The 18261-nt window shown below is 59.2% G+C and carries 15 protein-coding genes; 9 read left to right on the top strand and 6 right to left on the bottom strand.

Annotation, left to right across the window (positions count from 1 at the left end; translation table 11 throughout):
* The first annotated feature begins 37 nt into the window (after positions 1-37).
* A complete protein-coding gene (locus tag QZR30_RS06490; protein ID WP_046069858.1) occupies positions 38-466 on the top strand; it encodes a hypothetical protein in 429 nt (142 codons plus the stop codon).
* Between the two features lie 6 nt (positions 467-472).
* Here the strand turns inward: QZR30_RS06490 and QZR30_RS06495 are convergent, their stop codons facing one another.
* A complete protein-coding gene (locus QZR30_RS06495; RefSeq protein ID WP_056846921.1) occupies positions 473-889 on the bottom strand; it encodes a DUF3010 family protein in 417 nt (138 codons plus the stop codon).
* A 189-nt stretch (positions 890-1078) separates the two neighbouring features.
* Between QZR30_RS06495 and QZR30_RS06500 the strand changes: the two genes are divergently transcribed.
* Positions 1079-2035: a tyrosinase family protein gene (locus tag QZR30_RS06500; RefSeq protein ID WP_046069856.1), complete on the top strand. Its 957-nt coding sequence runs from the start codon at positions 1079-1081 to the stop codon at positions 2033-2035.
* Positions 2036-2078: 43 nt separating this feature from the next.
* Here QZR30_RS06500 and QZR30_RS06505 read toward each other — a convergent pair whose 3' ends face one another.
* Positions 2079-2480, bottom strand: a complete 402-nt coding sequence (locus tag QZR30_RS06505; protein WP_043046153.1) for a lysozyme inhibitor LprI family protein — start codon at positions 2478-2480, stop codon at positions 2079-2081.
* Between the two features lie 218 nt (positions 2481-2698).
* Here QZR30_RS06505 and QZR30_RS06510 point away from each other — a divergent pair, with 218 nt between their 5' ends.
* The 6 genes from QZR30_RS06510 (at position 2699) to etfB (ending at position 10478) form a co-directional block, all read left to right on the top strand.
* A complete protein-coding gene (locus QZR30_RS06510) occupies positions 2699-3676 on the top strand; it encodes a dipeptidase (RefSeq protein ID WP_014720245.1) in 978 nt (325 codons plus the stop codon).
* Between the two features lie 77 nt (positions 3677-3753).
* Positions 3754-4284 carry a DUF5943 domain-containing protein gene (locus QZR30_RS06515; protein WP_003194877.1) on the top strand — a complete coding sequence of 177 codons (531 nt, stop codon included), beginning with the start codon at positions 3754-3756 and terminating at the stop codon, positions 4282-4284.
* Between the two features lie 16 nt (positions 4285-4300).
* On the top strand, positions 4301-6361 hold the full coding sequence (dgcA, locus tag QZR30_RS06520; RefSeq protein ID WP_046069854.1) for a dimethylglycine demethylation protein DgcA: 2061 nt from the start codon (positions 4301-4303) through the stop codon (positions 6359-6361).
* 172 nt (positions 6362-6533) lie between these two features.
* Positions 6534-8477, top strand: coding sequence for a dimethylglycine demethylation protein DgcB (gene dgcB / locus QZR30_RS06525; RefSeq protein ID WP_274356632.1), 1944 nt, complete (start codon positions 6534-6536; stop codon positions 8475-8477).
* Positions 8477-9697 (top strand): electron transfer flavoprotein subunit alpha, encoded by a 1221-nt coding sequence (gene etfA, locus QZR30_RS06530; RefSeq protein WP_046069852.1) that lies wholly within the window; start codon positions 8477-8479, stop codon positions 9695-9697. The genes dgcB and etfA overlap by 1 nt, the downstream gene beginning before the upstream one ends.
* A gap of 10 nt (positions 9698-9707) precedes the next feature.
* A complete protein-coding gene (gene etfB, locus QZR30_RS06535) occupies positions 9708-10478 on the top strand; it encodes an electron transfer flavoprotein subunit beta (protein ID WP_046069851.1) in 771 nt (256 codons plus the stop codon).
* A gap of 127 nt (positions 10479-10605) precedes the next feature.
* Here the strand turns inward: etfB and QZR30_RS06540 are convergent, their stop codons facing one another.
* Both QZR30_RS06540 and gbcA read right to left on the bottom strand, forming a co-directional pair.
* Positions 10606-12144, bottom strand: coding sequence for a lytic polysaccharide monooxygenase (locus QZR30_RS06540; protein ID WP_274356629.1), 1539 nt, complete (start codon positions 12142-12144; stop codon positions 10606-10608).
* 1045 nt (positions 12145-13189) lie between these two features.
* Complete coding sequence (gbcA, locus tag QZR30_RS06545) at positions 13190-14485, bottom strand: glycine-betaine demethylase subunit GbcA (protein WP_046069850.1); 1296 nt, start codon at positions 14483-14485, stop codon at positions 13190-13192.
* A gap of 281 nt (positions 14486-14766) precedes the next feature.
* On the opposite strand from gbcA, the gene gbcB reads away from it, so the two are divergent.
* On the top strand, positions 14767-15867 hold the full coding sequence (gene gbcB, locus QZR30_RS06550; RefSeq protein ID WP_043046144.1) for a glycine-betaine demethylase subunit GbcB: 1101 nt from the start codon (positions 14767-14769) through the stop codon (positions 15865-15867).
* A gap of 4 nt (positions 15868-15871) precedes the next feature.
* Here the strand turns inward: gbcB and QZR30_RS06555 are convergent, their stop codons facing one another.
* Together QZR30_RS06555 and QZR30_RS06560 are read right to left on the bottom strand one after the other, a co-directional pair.
* Positions 15872-16681, bottom strand: a complete 810-nt coding sequence (locus QZR30_RS06555) for a nitrilase-related carbon-nitrogen hydrolase (protein ID WP_046069849.1) — start codon at positions 16679-16681, stop codon at positions 15872-15874.
* On the bottom strand, positions 16678-18123 hold the full coding sequence (locus QZR30_RS06560) for a purine-cytosine permease family protein (protein ID WP_046069848.1): 1446 nt from the start codon (positions 18121-18123) through the stop codon (positions 16678-16680). Before QZR30_RS06560 ends, QZR30_RS06555 begins: the two co-directional genes overlap by 4 nt.
* Between the last annotated feature and the right edge of the window lie 138 nt (positions 18124-18261).

An 18261-nucleotide genomic window follows, 5' to 3' on the forward strand; every position in this document is an offset into this window, starting at 1 on the left:
CGTCAGGAGCGCCACTACGTAACCCCAAGAGGTTGGCATGCTGAAAAAACTCGTTGCTGTGATGGCCCTCGTTTCCACCCCGCTGTGGGCTGCCCAGGCGCCCGCACCTTTTACCGGCGCCGATTACAGCGGGCGTTATGAATGTAACGGCCAGGATAAACATATCGGCAACTTCAAGGGCGTGGTCGAGATGAAGCTCGATGCCAAGCAAAGCACTGGCAAGTACGCCGCCTACACCTTCACCCTGACCCTGGAGGACAAGTCCCGCTATGAAGGCATGGCCGCCGGCACCTCGGATACGCTGGGCATCTACTTTGCCCACACCGATCCGGCCTTGAAAGACTTTGGTGTGGGCGTGGCACAAGTGACACCGACCCCGGAAGGCAAAGTCTCCTTCGTTAAATACTATTACGGTCCTGAATACGAAGGCGGCGGGCACGGCCTGGAGCACTGCGTCAAAAGCTGATCGCGTTTATTTCTTCATCAGGCATGAGCACGCGGTCTTATACGCCTCGTGCTGATACTTGTTGAGCGTCGCCGGCAGGTCAAAGGTGTGCTTCTTGTTTTGCGCATTGATGGTCTGCGGCGACAGCAGCGTTACCTCAACCCCTTCCAGCAATTGAAACACCCCTTCAATCTTGAACGTCGTCGGGCCGCCGGCGAATTCACCCTTCTTGCTGCGCTTCTTGATCGCGATGCGCTGGATGCCGTTGTCCAGTACGAAAGCCTTTACCTGGGTGGCGAAGGCTTTGACGTTAGCTGCCTCGTCGTCGTCATCCAGGGCGATTTTCTTGGTGGCCAGGGCGACGTGGGTCAGCGCCTGGTTGTCCAGGGCGGCGAGGGCGATGATGGCTTCGCTGCCTTTGATTTCGATGCCGCAGAGGGTCATGGACGTTGCCTTGAGCAGGTAAAGAGAGCGTGAATCTTAACAGGGTCGACGTGATGGAGAGGCGTTGGCCGTTTGTCTGAAATAGTGGCTGCACTGTCATGTTTGACAGTAGATCCCGTTTGGCGCCTCACCTAGATTCGGGACGGAGCCTTACGTGGCTCCAGATCTTTCCGACAAAGGAGTTGCGCCATGAGGATTCGCAAGGAAATTCGAACATTGAACGATGATGAATTAGACGACTTTATCAAGGCGATGTTGGCTCTCAGGAAGCAGGGCAAATATGACAAGTACGTGCATTGGCACCACGCGGTCATGGTGCCTACGGTTTACCCCAATGAGCCCCAGGACCCCGACTATCGCAATGGCGCCCATTTGGGCCCGGCCTTTTTGCCTTGGCACCGTGAGATGTTGATGCAGTTGGAAAACGAGCTAAGGGGTATCAGCCCCGAAGTAACGATTCCTTACTGGGATTGGACATTGGACGCGGCAGATCCCTGGAATGCGCCGGTATGGAAACATATGGGCGGTGATGGTGACCCTGCCGATCAGTTCAGGGTGCAGGATGGGCCATTTGCATACGAAACCGGGAATTGGGACGTTCCTGAGTATCCGGAAGACGGTCTGCCGGGCCCGGGCCTGAAGCGACAGTTTTCGCAGCTGGTCGATTCGCTGCCCACGGGCGCCGACTTGAAAATGGCGATGAACGAAGGGCTGTATGACGAGCCGAATTATACGGCAAGCCCGTTTAATCGGGGGTTCAGAAACCGTCTCGAAGGGTGGATTACCCAGAGGGGCGACCCCCAAGTCACCACGCCTGGCTCGCAATTGCACAACCGAGTCCACCTGTGGATTGGCGGCAACATGTTGGCGATGACTTCACCCGAAGACCCGGTGTTTTTTCTGCATCACTGCTTCGTCGACAAGATCTGGGCCGATTGGCAAGCGCAGATGAGGCTGGATAAACCCAGCTTGGCGCCTCACTACTGTCCGATGCAAGGTGGGCCGTCAGGGCATAATTACCACGACGTGATCGTGCCTTGGACGCGCAGTATTTCGCAGGTGATGGAAATCAATAGTTTGGATTATGCCTACGAGCCATCCCCACCCCTGAGCAAGCGCCCGTTCAAGTCACCCTTCATGGCTTGAATGTAACGACGCTATTTGCGCGGCCTTGCCGCGCAAATAGCGTTTACTCCTGCCCAATCGACTCCAAAAACTCCGACCGCTCATCACTCATCCGTGCCAGGCAATCATTCTGCGCAATCGCGTATTCCTTGCTGCCGTTCACCGCCGGGAAGGTGTCCACCGCGCAATCGGCGTCACGCAATTTTTCCCATTTCTGCTGGGCGTCCTTCAGACGTGCGGTAATGTCGGCCAGCTTGGTCTTGTCGCTGCCATAGATCGAACCCATGCGTTCCAGCAGGCCCTGGTAGTTATCCTTGAGCAGTTGCTCGGCAGTGGTTTTGTTGTAGGCGGCGCAGGCCAGGGTCTGTTTGTCGTTTTCGATGCCGTCGCACGGTGTGCTGTCGGTGTCTTCGGCTGCGTGGGCGGTGGTTGCGATGAGTGCCAAAGCCAGGAAAATCGATTTCATTGCGCCGTCTCATATCAGGTGATGCGCAATTCTGGCTCAAGCGTAAGACAAAGAACAGCCGCCCAGCAGGCATGTCTACATAGCCTTTGTCGCGGATTGACGCTTTCGGCAATTCCCCTGTCGTTTTTGCACCCGGCTCCGTCGATCCCTGGGCATATGCTGGCCCCAAAGCGCCGGCACACGATTCGGCGCATGAATCGCCAATAAGGGGACGCCTGATGAGCCCAGCCGAATTGCACGCCGACAGCATCGTTATCGACGGGCTGATCATTGCCAAGTGGAATCGCGACCTGTTCGAGGACATGCGCAAGGGGGGCCTGACCGCCGCCAACTGCACCGTGTCGGTGTGGGAAGGGTTCCAGGCCACGATTAATAACATTGTTGCCAGCCAGACCCTGATCCGTGAGAACAGCGACCTGGTGATCCCGGTAAAAACCACCGCCGACATCCGCCGCGCCAAGGAACAAGGCAAGACCGGCATCATCTTCGGCTTCCAGAATGCCCATGCGTTTGAAGACCAGCTCGGCTACGTGGAGATCTTCAAGCAGCTCGGCGTGGGGGTGGTGCAGATGTGCTACAACACCCAGAACCTGGTGGGCACCGGCTGCTATGAGCGCGATGGCGGCTTGTCGGGTTTCGGTCGCGAAATCGTCGGCGAGATGAACCGCGTAGGCATCATGTGCGACCTCTCACACGTCGGGTCCAAAACCTCAGAAGAGGTGATCCTCGAATCGAAAAAACCGGTGTGCTACTCCCACTGCCTGCCGTCGGGTCTTAAAGAGCACCCGCGCAACAAATCCGATGAAGAGCTCAAGTTCATCGCTGATCATGGCGGTTTCGTTGGTGTGACCATGTTCGCGCCGTTCCTGGCCAAGGGCATCGATTCGACCATCGACGACTACGCCGAAGCCATCGAATACACCATGAATATCGTCGGCGAAGACGCTATCGGCATCGGCACCGACTTCACCCAGGGCCATGGCCAGGATTTCTTCGAAATGCTCACCCATGACAAGGGCTACGCCCGCCGCCTGACCAGCTTCGGCAAGATCATCAACCCGCTGGGCATCCGCACCGTGGGCGAGTTCCCCAATCTCACCGAAACCCTGCTCAAGCGCGGCCACAGCGAGCGCGTAGTGCGCAAGATCATGGGCGAGAACTGGGTCAACGTGCTCAAGGACGTCTGGGGCGAATAAGCCACCGCTGACACTTCTTTTCCCTCGGCCATCCGACGGCGGGGGCATCAAAACAAATTTTCTGGAGTTAAGTTTCCATGGCCAAGATCGCCCCGCAATTACCTATTGAAGTCGACAGCGAAACCGGTGTCTGGACCTCCGACGCCCTGCCAATGCTGTACGTGCCGCGGCATTTCTTCGTCAATAACCACATGGGTATCGAAGAAGTACTGGGCGCCGACGCCTATGCCGAAATCCTTTATAAGGCCGGCTACAAATCCGCCTGGCACTGGTGCGAAAAAGAAGCCGAATGCCACGGCCTGGAAGGTGTCGCGGTGTTCGAGCACTACATGAAGCGCCTGTCGCAGCGCGGCTGGGGATTGTTCAAGATCCAGGACATCGACCTGGATAAAGGCACCGCCAGCGTCAAGCTGGAGCACTCGGCGTTTGTCTATGTGTACGGCAAGGTCGGGCGCAAAGTGGACTACATGTTCACCGGCTGGTTTGCCGGCGCCATGGACCAGATTCTGCAAGCGCGCGGCAGCAACATCCGCACTGTGGCCGAACAAGTCTATGGAGGCTCCGAAGAGGGCCATGACGACGGGCTGTTCACCGTCAAGCCGTTGTAAGTCGAGGAACCCTGCCATGGCTTTCGAAGCAATGTTCGCGCCGATCCAGATCGGCAAACTGACCATCCGCAACCGCGTGCTCAGTACCGCCCACGCCGAGGTGTATGCCACCGACGGTGGCATGACCACCGACCGCTATGTGAAGTACTACGAGGAAAAAGCCAAGGGCGGTATCGGCCTGGCGATCTGCGGCGGTTCCTCGGTGGTGGCCATCGACAGCCCCCAGGAGTGGTGGAGCTCGGTGAACCTGTCCACCGACCGCATCATCCCGCACTTTCAGAACCTGGCCGACGCCATGCACAAGCATGGCGCCAAGATCATGATCCAGATTACCCACATGGGCCGTCGCTCGCGTTGGGACGGCTTCAACTGGCCGACCCTGATGTCGCCATCCGGCGTACGTGAGCCGGTGCACCGTGCCACCTGCAAGACCATCGAACCGGAAGAAATCTGGCGCGTGATCGGCAACTACGCCCAGGCTGCGCGGCGTGCCAAGGCCGGTGGCCTGGACGGTGTGGAATTGTCTGCGGTGCACCAGCACATGATTGACCAATTCTGGAGCCCGCGGGTCAACAAGCGTACCGATGAATGGGGCGGTAGCTTCGAAGGGCGCATGAAGTTCGGCCTGGAAGTCTTGAAAGCCGTGCGTGCAGAAGTCGGTGATGACTTCTGCGTGGGCATGCGTCTGTGCGGTGACGAGTTCCATCCGGACGGCCTTTCCCATGAGGACATGAAGCAGATCGCCAAGTATTACGACGACACCGGCATGCTCGATTTCATCGGCGTAGTGGGCTCGGGTTGCGACACCCACAACACCTTGGCCAACGTGATCCCCAACATGAGTTATCCACCGGAGCCATTCCTGCACCTGGCCGCCGGTATCAAGGAAGTGGTCAAGGTTCCGGTGCTGCACGCGCAGAACATCAAGGACCCAAACCAGGCCACGCGCATTCTGGAAGGCGGCTATGTGGACATGGTCGGCATGACCCGTGCGCACATCGCCGACCCGCACCTGATCGCCAAGATCAAGATGGGCCAGATCGACCAGATCAAGCAGTGCGTCGGCGCCAACTATTGCATCGATCGCCAGTACCAGGGCCTGGATGTGTTGTGCATCCAGAACGCCGCGACCTCCCGTGAATACATGGGCGTGCCGCACATCATCGAAAAATCCACCGGACCCAAACGCAAAGTCGTGGTGGTCGGTGCCGGCCCGGCGGGGATGGAAGCTGCGCGGGTCGCCGCCGAACGTGGCCACGATGTGACCCTGTTGGAGAAGAAGGAATTTATCGGCGGGCAGATCACCACTGCCTCGAAAGCCCCGCAACGCGACCAGATCGCCGGTATCACTCGTTGGTACCAACTGGAGCTGGCGCGTTTGAAAGTCGACCTGCGCCTGGGCGTGGCGGCGGATGCCGAGACCATCCTGGACCTGCGTCCGGATGTAGTAGTGCTGGCTGTCGGCGGGCATCCGTTCATCGAGCAGAACGAACACTGGGGCGCCGCCGAAGGTTTGGTGGTGAGCAGTTGGGATGTACTCGACGGCAAAGTCGCGCCAGGCAAGAACGTGCTGGTGTACGACACCATTTGTGAATTCACCGGCATGTCGGTGGCCGACTTCCTGGCCGACAAAGGCTGCCAGGTGGAAATCGTCACCGATGACATCAAACCCGGCGTGGCAGTTGGCGGTACGTCGTTCCCGACTTACTACCGCAGCATGTACCCCAAGGAAGTGATCATGACCGGCGACATGATGTTGGAAAAGGTCTATCGCGAGGGCGACAAGCTGGTGGCTGTGCTGGAGAACGAATACACCGGCGCCAAAGAGGAACGGGTGGTCGACCAGGTGGTGGTGGAAAACGGCGTACGTCCGGACGAAGCCATCTACTACGGGCTCAAGGAAGGGTCGCGCAACAAGGGCCAGATCGACGTCGAAGCCCTGTTCGCGATCAAGCCGCAGCCGTGCCTGAGCGAGGCGGGCGAGGGGTACTTGCTGTTCCGCATCGGTGACTGTGTGGCGCAGCGTAATACCCACGCTGCGATCTATGACGCCCTGCGCCTGTGCAAGGATTTCTGACCCGACACCGAACCAATGTGGGACTGGGTCCAAATGTGGGAGGGGGCTTGCTCCCGATAGCGATGGGTCAGCTACAACAGTATCAACTGACACTCCGCCATCGGGAGCAAGCCCCCTCCCACATTCAAGGCCAGTTTCACAGTAGACCTGTGTGGTCTGTGGGAGCTTCATCATGTTGAACACCTTGCTGCCAATCCTCTTGTTTGCTGCCCTGGGCCTTGCGGTCCTTGGCGCCCTGCGCCGCATGAACATGTGGCGTCGTGGCCGTGCATCCAAAGTCGACTTGCTCGGCGGCCTGCTGGCCATGCCCAAGCGCTACATGGTCGACTTGCACCACGTGGTCGCCCGCGACAAATACATCGCCAACACCCACGTCGCCACGGCGCTGGGCTTTGTGCTGTCGGCCCTGCTGGCCATTCTCGTACATGGCTTTGGCCTGCATAACCGTATCCTCGGCTATGCCCTGCTGCTGGCCTCGGTGCTGATGTTCGTTGGCGCTACCTTCGTCTACCTGCGTCGTCGCAATCCTCCGGCGCGCCTATCCAAGGGCCCGTGGATGCGCCTGCCGAAAAGCCTGATGGCTTTCTCGGTGAGCTTCTTTCTGGTGACCTTGCCGGTGGCCGGAATCCTGCCAGCGGACTTCGGCGGTTGGCTGCTCGCTGCGCTATTGAGCGTGGGCGTGCTGTGGGGTGTGTCCGAGATGTTTTTTGGCATGACCTGGGGCGGGCCAATGAAGCACGCCTTCGCCGGTGCCCTGCACCTGGCCTGGCACCGTCGCGCCGAGCGCTTTGGCGGTGGCCGCTCCACGGGGTTGAAACCCCTGGACCTCAGCGATAAATCTGCACCGCTGGGCGTGGAAAAACCCAAGGATTTCACCTGGAACCAACTGCTTGGTTTCGACGCCTGTGTACAGTGCGGCAAATGCGAAGCGGCGTGCCCGGCCTTTGCTGCCGGCCAGCCGCTGAACCCGAAAAAGCTGATCCAGGACATGGTGGTCGGCCTGGCCGGTGGCACCGATGCCAAGTTCGCCGGCAGCCCGTATCCGGGCAAACCCGTAGGCGAGCATGGCGGCAATCCTCATCAACCGATCGTCAACGGCCTGGTGGACGCTGAGACGTTGTGGTCGTGCACCACCTGCCGCGCCTGCGTGGAAGAATGCCCGATGATGATCGAGCACGTGGATGCCATCGTCGACATGCGCCGTCACCTGACCCTGGAAAAAGGCGCCACGCCGAACAAGGGCGCCGAAGTCCTGGAAAACCTGATCGCCACCGATAACCCAGGCGGCTTCGCACCTGGCGGCCGTCTGAACTGGGCCGCGGACTTGAACCTGCCGCTGCTCAGCGATAACGGCAGCTGCGAAGTGCTGTTCTGGGTCGGTGACGGTGCCTTCGACATGCGCAACCAACGAACCCTGCGCGCATTCGTCAAAGTGCTGAAAGCCGCCAAGGTCGACTTCGCGGTACTCGGCCTGGAGGAGCGCGACAGCGGGGACGTTGCGCGGCGCCTGGGCGATGAAGCCACGTTCCAGCTGTTGGCTACGCGCAATATCCAGACCCTGGCCAAGTACAGCTTCAAGCGCATCGTCACCTGTGACCCCCACAGTTTCCATGTGCTGAAAAACGAGTACGGTGCGTTCAACGGCAATTACCTCGTGCAGCACCACAGCACCTTCATGGCCGAGCTGATCGGCGATGGTGCGCTGAACCTGGGCCAGCACAAAGGCAACAGCGTGACCTACCACGACCCTTGTTACCTGGGCCGCTACAACGGCGAATACGAGGCACCGCGCCAAGTGCTGCGGGCGCTCGGGATCGAGGTCAAGGAAATGCAACGTTCGGGCTTCCGTTCGCGCTGCTGCGGTGGCGGTGGCGGCGCGCCGATCACCGATATTCCCGGCAAGCAACGTATCCCGGATATGCGCATGGATGACATCCGCGAAACCGGCGCCGAGCTGGTGGCTGTAGGTTGCCCGCAATGTACGGCGATGCTTGAGGGCGTGGTCGAACCACGGCCATTGATCAAAGACATCGCTGAGCTGGTGGCCGACGCTTTGCTTGAGGACCCGGCACCGGTCAAGACCCCGATCAAACGTGAACCTGCGGAGGTGCACTGATGAGCGACATTATCCGCCGCGACCCACGGGCCGAATGGATCGCCCGTAACCGCCTGCACCCGCTGCATGCGGCCATGCAGCCGGTACAACACAGTTGGATGGGCCCTAACGGGATCATCCGCAAGAATGTGCATGGCGTCGGTTTTATCGGCCCCAACGGCATCAAGCGTATTGATCGCAGCGGCGCCCAGCAGGGCGGCGCAGCCAAGCGCACGGCAGCAGTGGAAGTGCAATTGCCGCTGCATCAGGTGCCAGCGCCTGCGTTTTACATCAACGTGGTGCCGGACATGGTCGGTGGCCGCCTGAGCAGTCACGACCGTGACTTGCTCGGTCTGGCGCGGCAACTGGCCGGCAGCGACGGCGCAGTGCTGGCGGTGGTATTCGGCGAACACAAGGAGGCCGGGTTTTCCACCGCCGGTGTCGACCGCCTGCTGGTGCTGGAGGGCCATGAATTCGACGGTTATTCACCCGAGCAACGTGTGCAGGGTCTGCGTGCTGTGGATAACCAGTTCAACCCCCGTCACTGGTTGCTGCCGGACAGTCGGAGTGGCGGTGGCGAATTGGGCCGGCGCTTTGCCGCCAGCCTCGGGGAGCGCCCGGCCACGCGGGTGTGGCAAATCAAGGATCAGACCTGCATCGGCCGTGCCGGCGCAGGTCAGGAAGACTTGGCCCGACCACTGCCACGCCTGATTCTGGCTGCTGCCGAATGTGCCGACCCGGTCAGTGATACACGCCATGAAGTGTTGCCCGTAGAGTTATCCACAGGCCTGGCGCGCAGCCTGCCACGCATCGAAGATCTCGGCGCGGTGGCGGTGGACCCGGCAGCGATTCCCATGGCCGAGGCCGAGTTCATTTTCTCCGGCGGTAACGGCGTGAAGGACTGGGCGCTGTTCCACCAGACCGCCGCGGCCCTGGGCGCCACGGAAGGCGCCTCACGGGTGGCGGTGGACGATGGCTTTATGGCGCGTGATCGCCAAGTCGGTGCCAGCGGCACCTGGGTCACTGCAAGGGTCTACGTGGCCGTGGGCATCTCCGGGGCCATCCAGCACCTGCAAGGCATCGGTGCCTGTGACAAGGTGGTGGCGATCAACCTCGACCCGGGGTGCGACATGATCAAGCGTGCCGACCTGTCGGTAATCGGCGAGAGCGCCGCGATACTGCAAGCCTTGATCGATGCGGTCGAGGCCTACCGCAACGGCGCCAAGCGCGATGCAGCTTAGGGACATGACCATGACAAGCAATGTAATCAGCCTGGTATCCATCGGCGCCCACCCCACTTCCGGGCGTCCACGCCGTGCGGAGCAGGATGCGCGTGCCGTCGAGCTGGGCCTGCAAATGGCTGGGGATAAGTTGCAGGTGCTGCACGCCGGCAACATCGCTGAACCGACCCTGCGCAGCTACCTGGGCATGGGCCTGGCGCAACTGCAGGTACTGGAGCAACCGCCAGGCTCGGATGCCTTGCCGGTACTCACTGAGTATCTGCGCGATGCCGGTGCTCAAGTGGTACTCACCGGCAGCCAGGCCGAAACCGGTGAAGGCTCGGGCATGCTGCCGTTCCTGTTGGCCGAACAATTGGGTTGGCCGCTGATTGTAGGGTTGGCCCAAGTGGAATCCATTGACGCTGGCGTAGCCCATGTACTGCAGGCGTTGCCCCGTGGCCAGCGGCGGCGCCTGAAAGTGCGCCTGCCGTTTCTCGCCACTGTGGATAACGCTGCGCCCAAACCGCGGCAGAGCGCGTACGGCCCGGCGCAACGTGGCGAACTGGCGGCCCATGAAGTAGAGGTCGAGCAGGACGAGTTATTCACCGGCGCACTGTTGCAACCGGCCAAACCGCGTCCAAAGCGTCTCAAGGTGATCAAAGCCAAGAGCGGCGCTGATCGTATGAAAGCAGCGACGGCCAAGGCCAGCGGAGGTGGCGGGCAGGTGCTCAAGGGCCTGAGCGCTGAAGAGGGCGCTCAGGCGATTCTCAAGTTATTGGTGGAGGAGGGTGTGGTGCGCTGAATTAAAACCAGCGCACATCCCAAATGTGGGAGAGGGCTTGCTCCCACATCGGGTCCTCTTCAGGCCATGAAGTCAGGGCTTGGCAGCTGGCTGTCCGGGCGCTGATTTGAACGGCTTCACGGGCGGCTCATTGAACCAGGTCCCATGCTTGGATCCAGTCCGACCCAGTGCCTGGGGCATATGCCCTGGCAGGCCCCGCACACCAGCCGGTGTAGGGGTGAGGCTTGCACTTAAAGTTCTTGCCCTCGTTGGTCACAATATCTCCTGCCTTATAGTCGGTGCCCTCAACGTACGCCGGGTGGTCCCCACCGCTTCCTGGCGTGACGGTAAAGTCGAATGTCGCTTCACCGGTTTTGCCGTTTTGCTGGTCGGTAACGCTCAAGCGTGCTGTGAAGGTAGTCGTCTGACTCACGGATTCGGCATTCCCGCTGACGGTCGGTTCGTTTTTCGGTTGTCTCATCCCCGGAACAGCCCATTCATACTCTAGGGGGCCGTTGCTGCCCGATGAGGAGACACCGGAGAATGTGAAGGCTTGCCCTGATTTGAGTGTTGCCGGGCCAGATATTCGCGCTACTGGCGGTGCCGGGTCCACAGGGCCAGGGTCCTCTCCTCGAACAATTGCCATCGCTTGGCTGTAGCCTTTTTCCAGCGTGTAAACAGCGTTGGCACCAGGTCGAGTCAGGTTGAACTCGATGCGGCCGCCGTTTTTCTCTCCCACTTTGGCAACGGCGGGATTGATCCGGTCACTGAGTTGCTTGCCCCAAATATTCGCATCCAGATTGCTTGCGGTGATTGGCAGGGTCAGATCAATCACTTCCTTGGCTTGCGGCGAATTGTCCAGAATTCGGAAATGGACCTTGTCTCCGGCTTTGAGATCGCCCATGACGGGATCGATGAACTGACCCAGTTCATACCACTCCTCCGGAATCGAGGCCCCGACGATGTTGATATCGCTACAGTTATAAAACCCTTCCCCCGCCGGATCGATACGTTGCCACTGCACAAACAAGGTGGCTTTGCCCGATTGTTCCGAAGGCACGGGAACTTCGAACTGGAAATACCCAGAGGCGCCGGAAATGGCCGGTGGGCTGCTGCCCCAATCCTGCCTGGCGACAGTCAGTTGCTCAGTGTGTATCAGTGTCAACTTATCCCAGGTCAAGGGGGCGGTGGTCGGATCGAAGCCCGGTTTTGTGAGAAACACTTTGGCAAAGCTGGGGACGTGCGGTGCGGTACCGATGATCCGAACGTCCATTTTTCCGTTTTCAGGAATGACATCTGTCCGATACCAATCCGCCGAAACACGGTTCAGGCCGTCTTTCTTATCGTCACCTGCCGAACACAGCTTGCCATCCGGAACTTCCCGCTTGACCGTCTCGGGATCGTTATAACCCGGTGCCTTGATCAAGTGGGCAACTTCGTTCCATTGTTGAAATTGATACGCCCATTTGTCAGGTGTCTCAAATACCAGTGCAGCGCCCCTGCAGCCTTTATCTTTTATGGAGGAGCCGTCTTGTGAACTCCAATAACCTCCATCTTTTTGGCACTTCACTTGCCGTGCAATGGGGGTGTCAACAGCGCCGTGCGTCCATCCCAGAGCGGGCAGTAGAAATGCCACTGCCAGCGCCCACTTAATCAGATCCCCTCTATGTCGCTGTAGATTTTTCATGAACTAGCTCACCTTCAATTCAGATAGACAAGTTCCGAACTGCTGGAACGACCAATGTGTGTTATGCAACGGCACTCAATGGATCAGCCGTTCTCCTATGGGAGCGTTAACTGCGTCGTCCCGGAAAGTCAGGTTGCTGGCGGCACGTGATGTCGCTTCAAATTCCGGGTCGTTGGATATAACTGCATAAAAGAGGTTAGTCGATCTTGGAAAACGAGTGATTGGGGGGCCGAAGTCGGATAAACGTCCAGTTACCCACAATCCCTGTGCGCGTGGCTGTGGATAAGGTGTTTGTTGTTGTCCACAGGCCACGTAAAGCAAGGCTCGCAGATACCTGTATGAAAAGTAGCCAGCCTAAGTCTGCGTTTTTGCAGAGGTTTTTAGATGCTTTCGGTACAGGTGAATGTGAAACTTGCCCCCAAAGTCTGTTGGCGCTTCTGTGGATAAGATGTTCGCTATCAGCCACACCCCTTGTAAAGCGTGGCTTTCAGGGTTCTGGTTGAATTTTGAACAAATTCGGATTTTTTTTGCTTTAGGCTGCTGTATGGCCCGGCTTGTGTAGAGTTGAAGCGCTTTTCCACAGCCCTGACGAAGTTGCCCCCAAAGTCTGTTGGTGTATCTGTGGATAAGGTGTTCGCTTACCGCTGCAAGCCACGTCAATCAAAGCTTCTGGAAGGTTGATTAAAAAATGATCAGATCGGCGTAGCACTCGGGAGTTTGAATAAGTCACGGATTTTCTTGATTTAATTTGCATGCGCGGCGCACTTGCCCACAATTGCGGTGGGTGACTTTGTGGATAAGTTGTTGGGCGAAGGCTGGAGGGCAGGGTGTTAGCGGCCTGCGGGAGAACTGATCAAATAGTAAGCAGCGCCTGCTTCAAATGTGGGAAGGGGCCAGCCCTAATACCAGTAGGAGCGAGCTTGCTCGCGAAAAACGTCAACGATAACGCGTGCTTCCTGAATAAACGCGATGCCTGTGAGTTTTTCGCGAGCAAGCTCGCTCCTACAAAAAGCCCCCTCCAACATTTTGATCCATAGGGTGTCAGTTATTCGTGTGCTGCCACACCTTTGAGGTACGGCGCTGGAGCGGCGCCCAGGTTGTTCAACATGCGCTCGCTGTACCAATCCACAAAATTCACCACGCCAAACTCATAGGTCTTGGAGTATGGGCCAGGCTGGTAAGCGGTGGAGTTGATGCCGCGTTGGTTCTCTTCCGCCAGGCGGCGGTCCTGGTCGTTGGTGGCGTCCCACACCTGGCGCATGCGCTCCACGTCGTAGTCCACGCCTTCCACGGCATCCTTGTGCACGATCCACTTGGTAGTGACCATGGTTTCCTGGGCGCTGATCGGCCACACGGTGAACACAATGATGTGATCGCCCATGCAGTGGTTCCAGGAGTGGGGCAGGTGCAGGATGCGCATCGAACCCAGGTCCGGGTTCTTGATACGGCCCATGAGCTTGGCGCAGCCCTGTTTACCGTCGAGGGTCATGGACACGGTGCCCTTGAGCAACGGCATGCGCACGATACGGTTGCGCAGGCCGAAACTGGCGTGGGCGTAAGGAATCTTCTCGGCATCCCAGGCGGCGGCGGAAGCGGCCACATGGTCCTTGAAAGCTTGGTCGGCGCGAGGGTCGGTGACGTCGTCCCACTCCAGCAGGGTTTTGAGCAGTTCGGGGTGCGACGCGTTGCAGTGGTAGCACTCGCGGTTGTTTTCCAGCACCAGTTTCCAGTTGGCCTTTTCGAACAAGGTGGTCTGGATCGCCACCTTGGTGTTTTCCATGTCGTAGGGTTCCATGTAGTGATTCAGGGTCGACAGGAAGTCATCGATGGCCGGCGGGTTCTCGGCCAGGCTGATAAAGATGTAGCCGCCGGCGGTCTTCACGTTCACCGGCTTGAGGCCGTACTGCTTCATGTCGAAATCAGCGCCCATCTCGGTGCCGGCGAACAACAGGCGACCGTCCAGCTCGTAGGTCCACTGGTGGTAGTGGCAGACCAGCTTGGCGACCTTGCCCTTGTCGCTGGTGCACAAGCGTGAGCCACGATGGCGGCACACGTTGTGGAATGCATGCACCACGCCTTCGGCGCCACGGATCACGATGATCGGGTTCTTGCCCACTTGCAGGGTCAGGTAGTTGCCCTTGGTAGGGATTTCGCAGGTCATGCCGGCGATCAACCACTCTTTCTGGAAGATCTCCTGCATGTCGATATCAAACAACCGCTCATCAGAGTAAAACGGCTGCGGCAGTGAAAAGGTGCGCTCGCGCTCGTGCAGCATTTGCGCGGTGGCCTTGCGTGCGGGTTCCAGCGGATCGCCCAAGCTTAAGGTTGCGGTGACGTCCATCGTATGTGTCCTCGTGGCCATTCTGTGTGGCCGGGATAAGTGGCTACGGTTGTTGCGTTGCAAGGCGTAAAGAAAGCGTCTTTGTTGGGAGCGAGTGTGGGCCCGGCGTTGCGTCGAACCTTATCCATGGGCGACATGGCGCAATCTGATCCCGACGCGCAACCCCCGGTAGTTGGGGGCTGGTCGCCGTAAGTATGTGAATGTCGCAGATAGGTAAATGGGTGGCCCCGGCGTTACGCAGAATCGCCACCATAAGGCCGACGTCGGCGGTGGAGAACAACATGTCTAGCAATTTCCTGAATCCGGTAACCACCCAGACCTGGGCCAATGGTCGACACATCGTCCGTTGCGTCAAAGTCATCCAGGAAACCTGGGACGTGCGCACCTTCTGCTTCATGGCTGACCAGCCGATCCTGTTCTTTTTCAAGCCCGGGCAATTCGTCACCCTGGAGCTGGAGATCGAAGGCCAGCCGATCATGCGCTCGTATACGATTTCCAGTTCGCCCTCGGTGCCCTACAGCTTTTCGGTAACCATCAAGCGCGTACCGGGCGGCAAGGTCTCCAACTGGCTGCACGACACGCTGCATGAAGGGCAGGAGCTGGCAGTGCACGGCCCGGTGGGGCTGTTCAATGCCATCGACTTTCCCAGCCCGAAAGTGCTGTACCTCAGCGGCGGCGTCGGTATCACCCCAGTCATGTCCATGGCCCGTTGGTTCTACGACACCAACGCGAATGTCGACATGACCTTTGTTCACAGCGCCCGCTCGCCCAAGGACATCATCTACCACCGCGAGCTGGAGCACATGGCGTCGCGGATCGACAACTTCAGTCTGCACCTGATCTGCGAAAAGCATGGTTTGGGAGAGCCTTGGGCCGGGTACCGTGGTTACCTGAACCACAAGATGCTGGAACTGATGGTGCCGGACTTCCTCGAGCGCGAAGTGTTCTGCTGCGGCCCGACGCCCTACATGAGCGCGGTGAAGCGCCTGCTCGAAGCCGCTGGTTTCGATATGGCGCGCTATCACGAAGAGTCCTTTGGCGCGACGCCGCCAGAAGCGCGGGCCGATGCAGTGGAGCAAGCCGAGCAAGCGGCGGATGCGCCGGAGATCGACTTGGCGGATCTGCACCAGGTGGAGTTCATTGCCTCTGGCAAGAGCATTCGTGTAGCACCGGGTGAAACGGTGCACGCCGCGGCCGCCAAGCTCGGCCTGCTGATTCCCAAGGCCTGCGGCATGGGCATCTGCGGGACATGCAAGGTGATGAAGCTGGGCGGCGAGGTGGAGATGGAGCACAACGGTGGGATCACTGAGGAAGACGAAGCCGAAGGCTACATCCTGTCGTGCTGCAGTGTGCCGAAGGGTGATGTGCGGATTGAGTTTTGAGAGGTCAGTACAAGCCCGGTCGGCGATCCTGGTGAACGTGGTTATGCTCGCTGATGAACTTGTCTCTGGCCTCGGCCAGAGGTAGTTGAGCGACTAGCCGCTGTTCCCTCTGATGGGAGACTGCGCCGGCCAACGGGTAACCGTTGGCATCGACAATGGTCGAGCCGCCCACCCAGTTTATACCGCGCTCCTCGCCATAGCGGTCACAGGCGGCAATGAACATGCGATTGACCCCAGCATTGGCCTGGACGCGAACAATCTCCCCCGGCCGCTCGTCGGCCGGGCGTGGACCGTCCGGCCAGTTCACCGGGGCGCACAGCAGGTCGGCGCCGGCCAAGGCGGCCAGGCGCACCCACTCAGGTAGTTCCAGGTCGTAGCAGATCATCGCGGCGACCCGGCCGATTTTGGTTTCGACGACCGGCGGTGGTTCGGTGCCGGGCGTGAAGATCAGCTTTTCCCGGTTCCATAAGTGGGCTTTGCGATACACCGTCAGCCGGCCTGCGGGTTGGATCAACGCGAGGCTATTGGCGACCCGTCCAGCACTCAGGCGCTCACAGAAGCCGGCGACGATGATGATATCCAGTTCACTGGCCAAGGCGCGCCATAGGCTCAGGGTCGGGCCGTCATCTGTCTCGGAAGCCGCATGGGCTTCCCCTCGGTTATCGAAGGCGTAACCACTTTGCATCAGTTCGGGCAGGACGATGACCTGTGCCCCACTTGCGCCACGGATTGCGCTTTCGCTTAGCGCCCGGTTGTAATCAAGATCGCTAATACGGGGGGCCAGTTGATGGCAAACGACCGTTATTGCGGTCATGACTCTTCTCCTTCCAATAGCCGTTCACTGGCCTCCACGGCGCGGGCTTCACGGGCGTGATCGAGGCGTCGGGCCATGATGCAATAGGTCGCCGCCGAGACCACCAGGCCAACCACGAATGCTATGTCGGCACCGCCCAGCCATAGTGCGACCGGGCCTTGGTAAAAACCCAGGGACATGAACGGGACCATCGCTGCGATGCCGAAGAAATACGCGGTGAGGCCGGCGCTCGACCAGCGACCGTAGATGCCGCCAGGGTTGAACAGGTCGCTGATTGCGTAGCGCCCTTTGCGTACAGCATAGTAGTCCGCGAGATTTACCGCCGTCCAAGGCACCAGGAAATACAGCATCAAGAGGACGAAGTTATTGAAGCTGTGCAGGTAGCTCTCCGGGATGCTCAGGGCGATCACGAAGATGACCGCGGCCACCAAGCTGATGCCGATGATTCGGCTCTTGAGGCGCGGCTTGATCGAGATGAAGCCGTCGATGGCACTGATGCCGGTGAGCATGGCGCCATAGCAGTTGACCGCCATGATGCCCACCAGCGCAGGCACCGCGATCAATACGGTAAAGGTGCCAAAGCCGGGTATCACTTGGTTGCCCACGGCCTGCACGCTGGCGATAGCATCCGGAGAGGGCAGGGCCGACGCGAGGAAAGCCCCCAATGACATCAGCCACAGCGCTGAGCCGGCGGCGCCCAGGTAGGTCCAGGTGACAACGCTGCGCGTGGGCGTGGTGTGCGGCAGATAGCGCGAGTAATCCGACACGTACACGGCGTAGCTGATCTGGTAGCCCGCGGCGGCGGACAGTTGAATCAAGAAGGCTGACCAGGAAAAGTGCGCGCCCACCACCGCCGAATCGGCTTGCAGGCTCATCAAAGCAGCCACCGTCAGTACGGTGAAAACACTGATCATCACGTAGGTCAGCCAGCGTTGTACGGTGTGCAGGAGGTCGTGGCCGACTACTGCAATGATCACTGCCAGGATGATCATCAAGGCGTACCAGGGGGCGCGCTCGCCGGGCAGCACGGTGTTGATCGCGTCTGTTGCGAGAATCACGTTGAAGACGTTGAAACCGATATACACGAAGACCACTGCGATAAAGGGCACGATTGCCCCGCGCAAGCCGAATTGTGCCCGTGACTGGACCATTTGCGGCAAGCCCATGCGTGGGCCTTGATTGGCGTGGAAGGCCATGGCAAAGGTGCCCAGGCACACGCCGATGACAATCGCCAGGATCGCATACATCAGGCTCAGGCCCAGCGCCGCGCCGGTAAAGCCGGTGACCATGGTGGTCAGTACGAAGTTGCCTGTGAACCAGAACGGCGCTTGATGCCAAACCTTGCCGTGGCGTTCATGGCGCGGCACATAGTCAATGGAGCGGGTTTCAACTTTCAGCGTGGTGGAAGACGCAGCAGTTGATCGTTCTGGGGGCGTGTTCATAGATATCACGGTCTGTTTTTATTGAGTGAGACCACGGAGAGTCTTGTAAGCAAAAGTACATTTGAATCGGCATTCGCAAATAATCACTTCAGGAATTTCTGAACTGATTGCGCAAGTCCAGTCTAAGCAGGGCTTGCC

It is taken from the genome of Pseudomonas sp. rhizo25, assembly GCF_031931935.1.
GTDB lineage: Bacteria > Pseudomonadota > Gammaproteobacteria > Pseudomonadales > Pseudomonadaceae > Aquipseudomonas > Aquipseudomonas synxantha.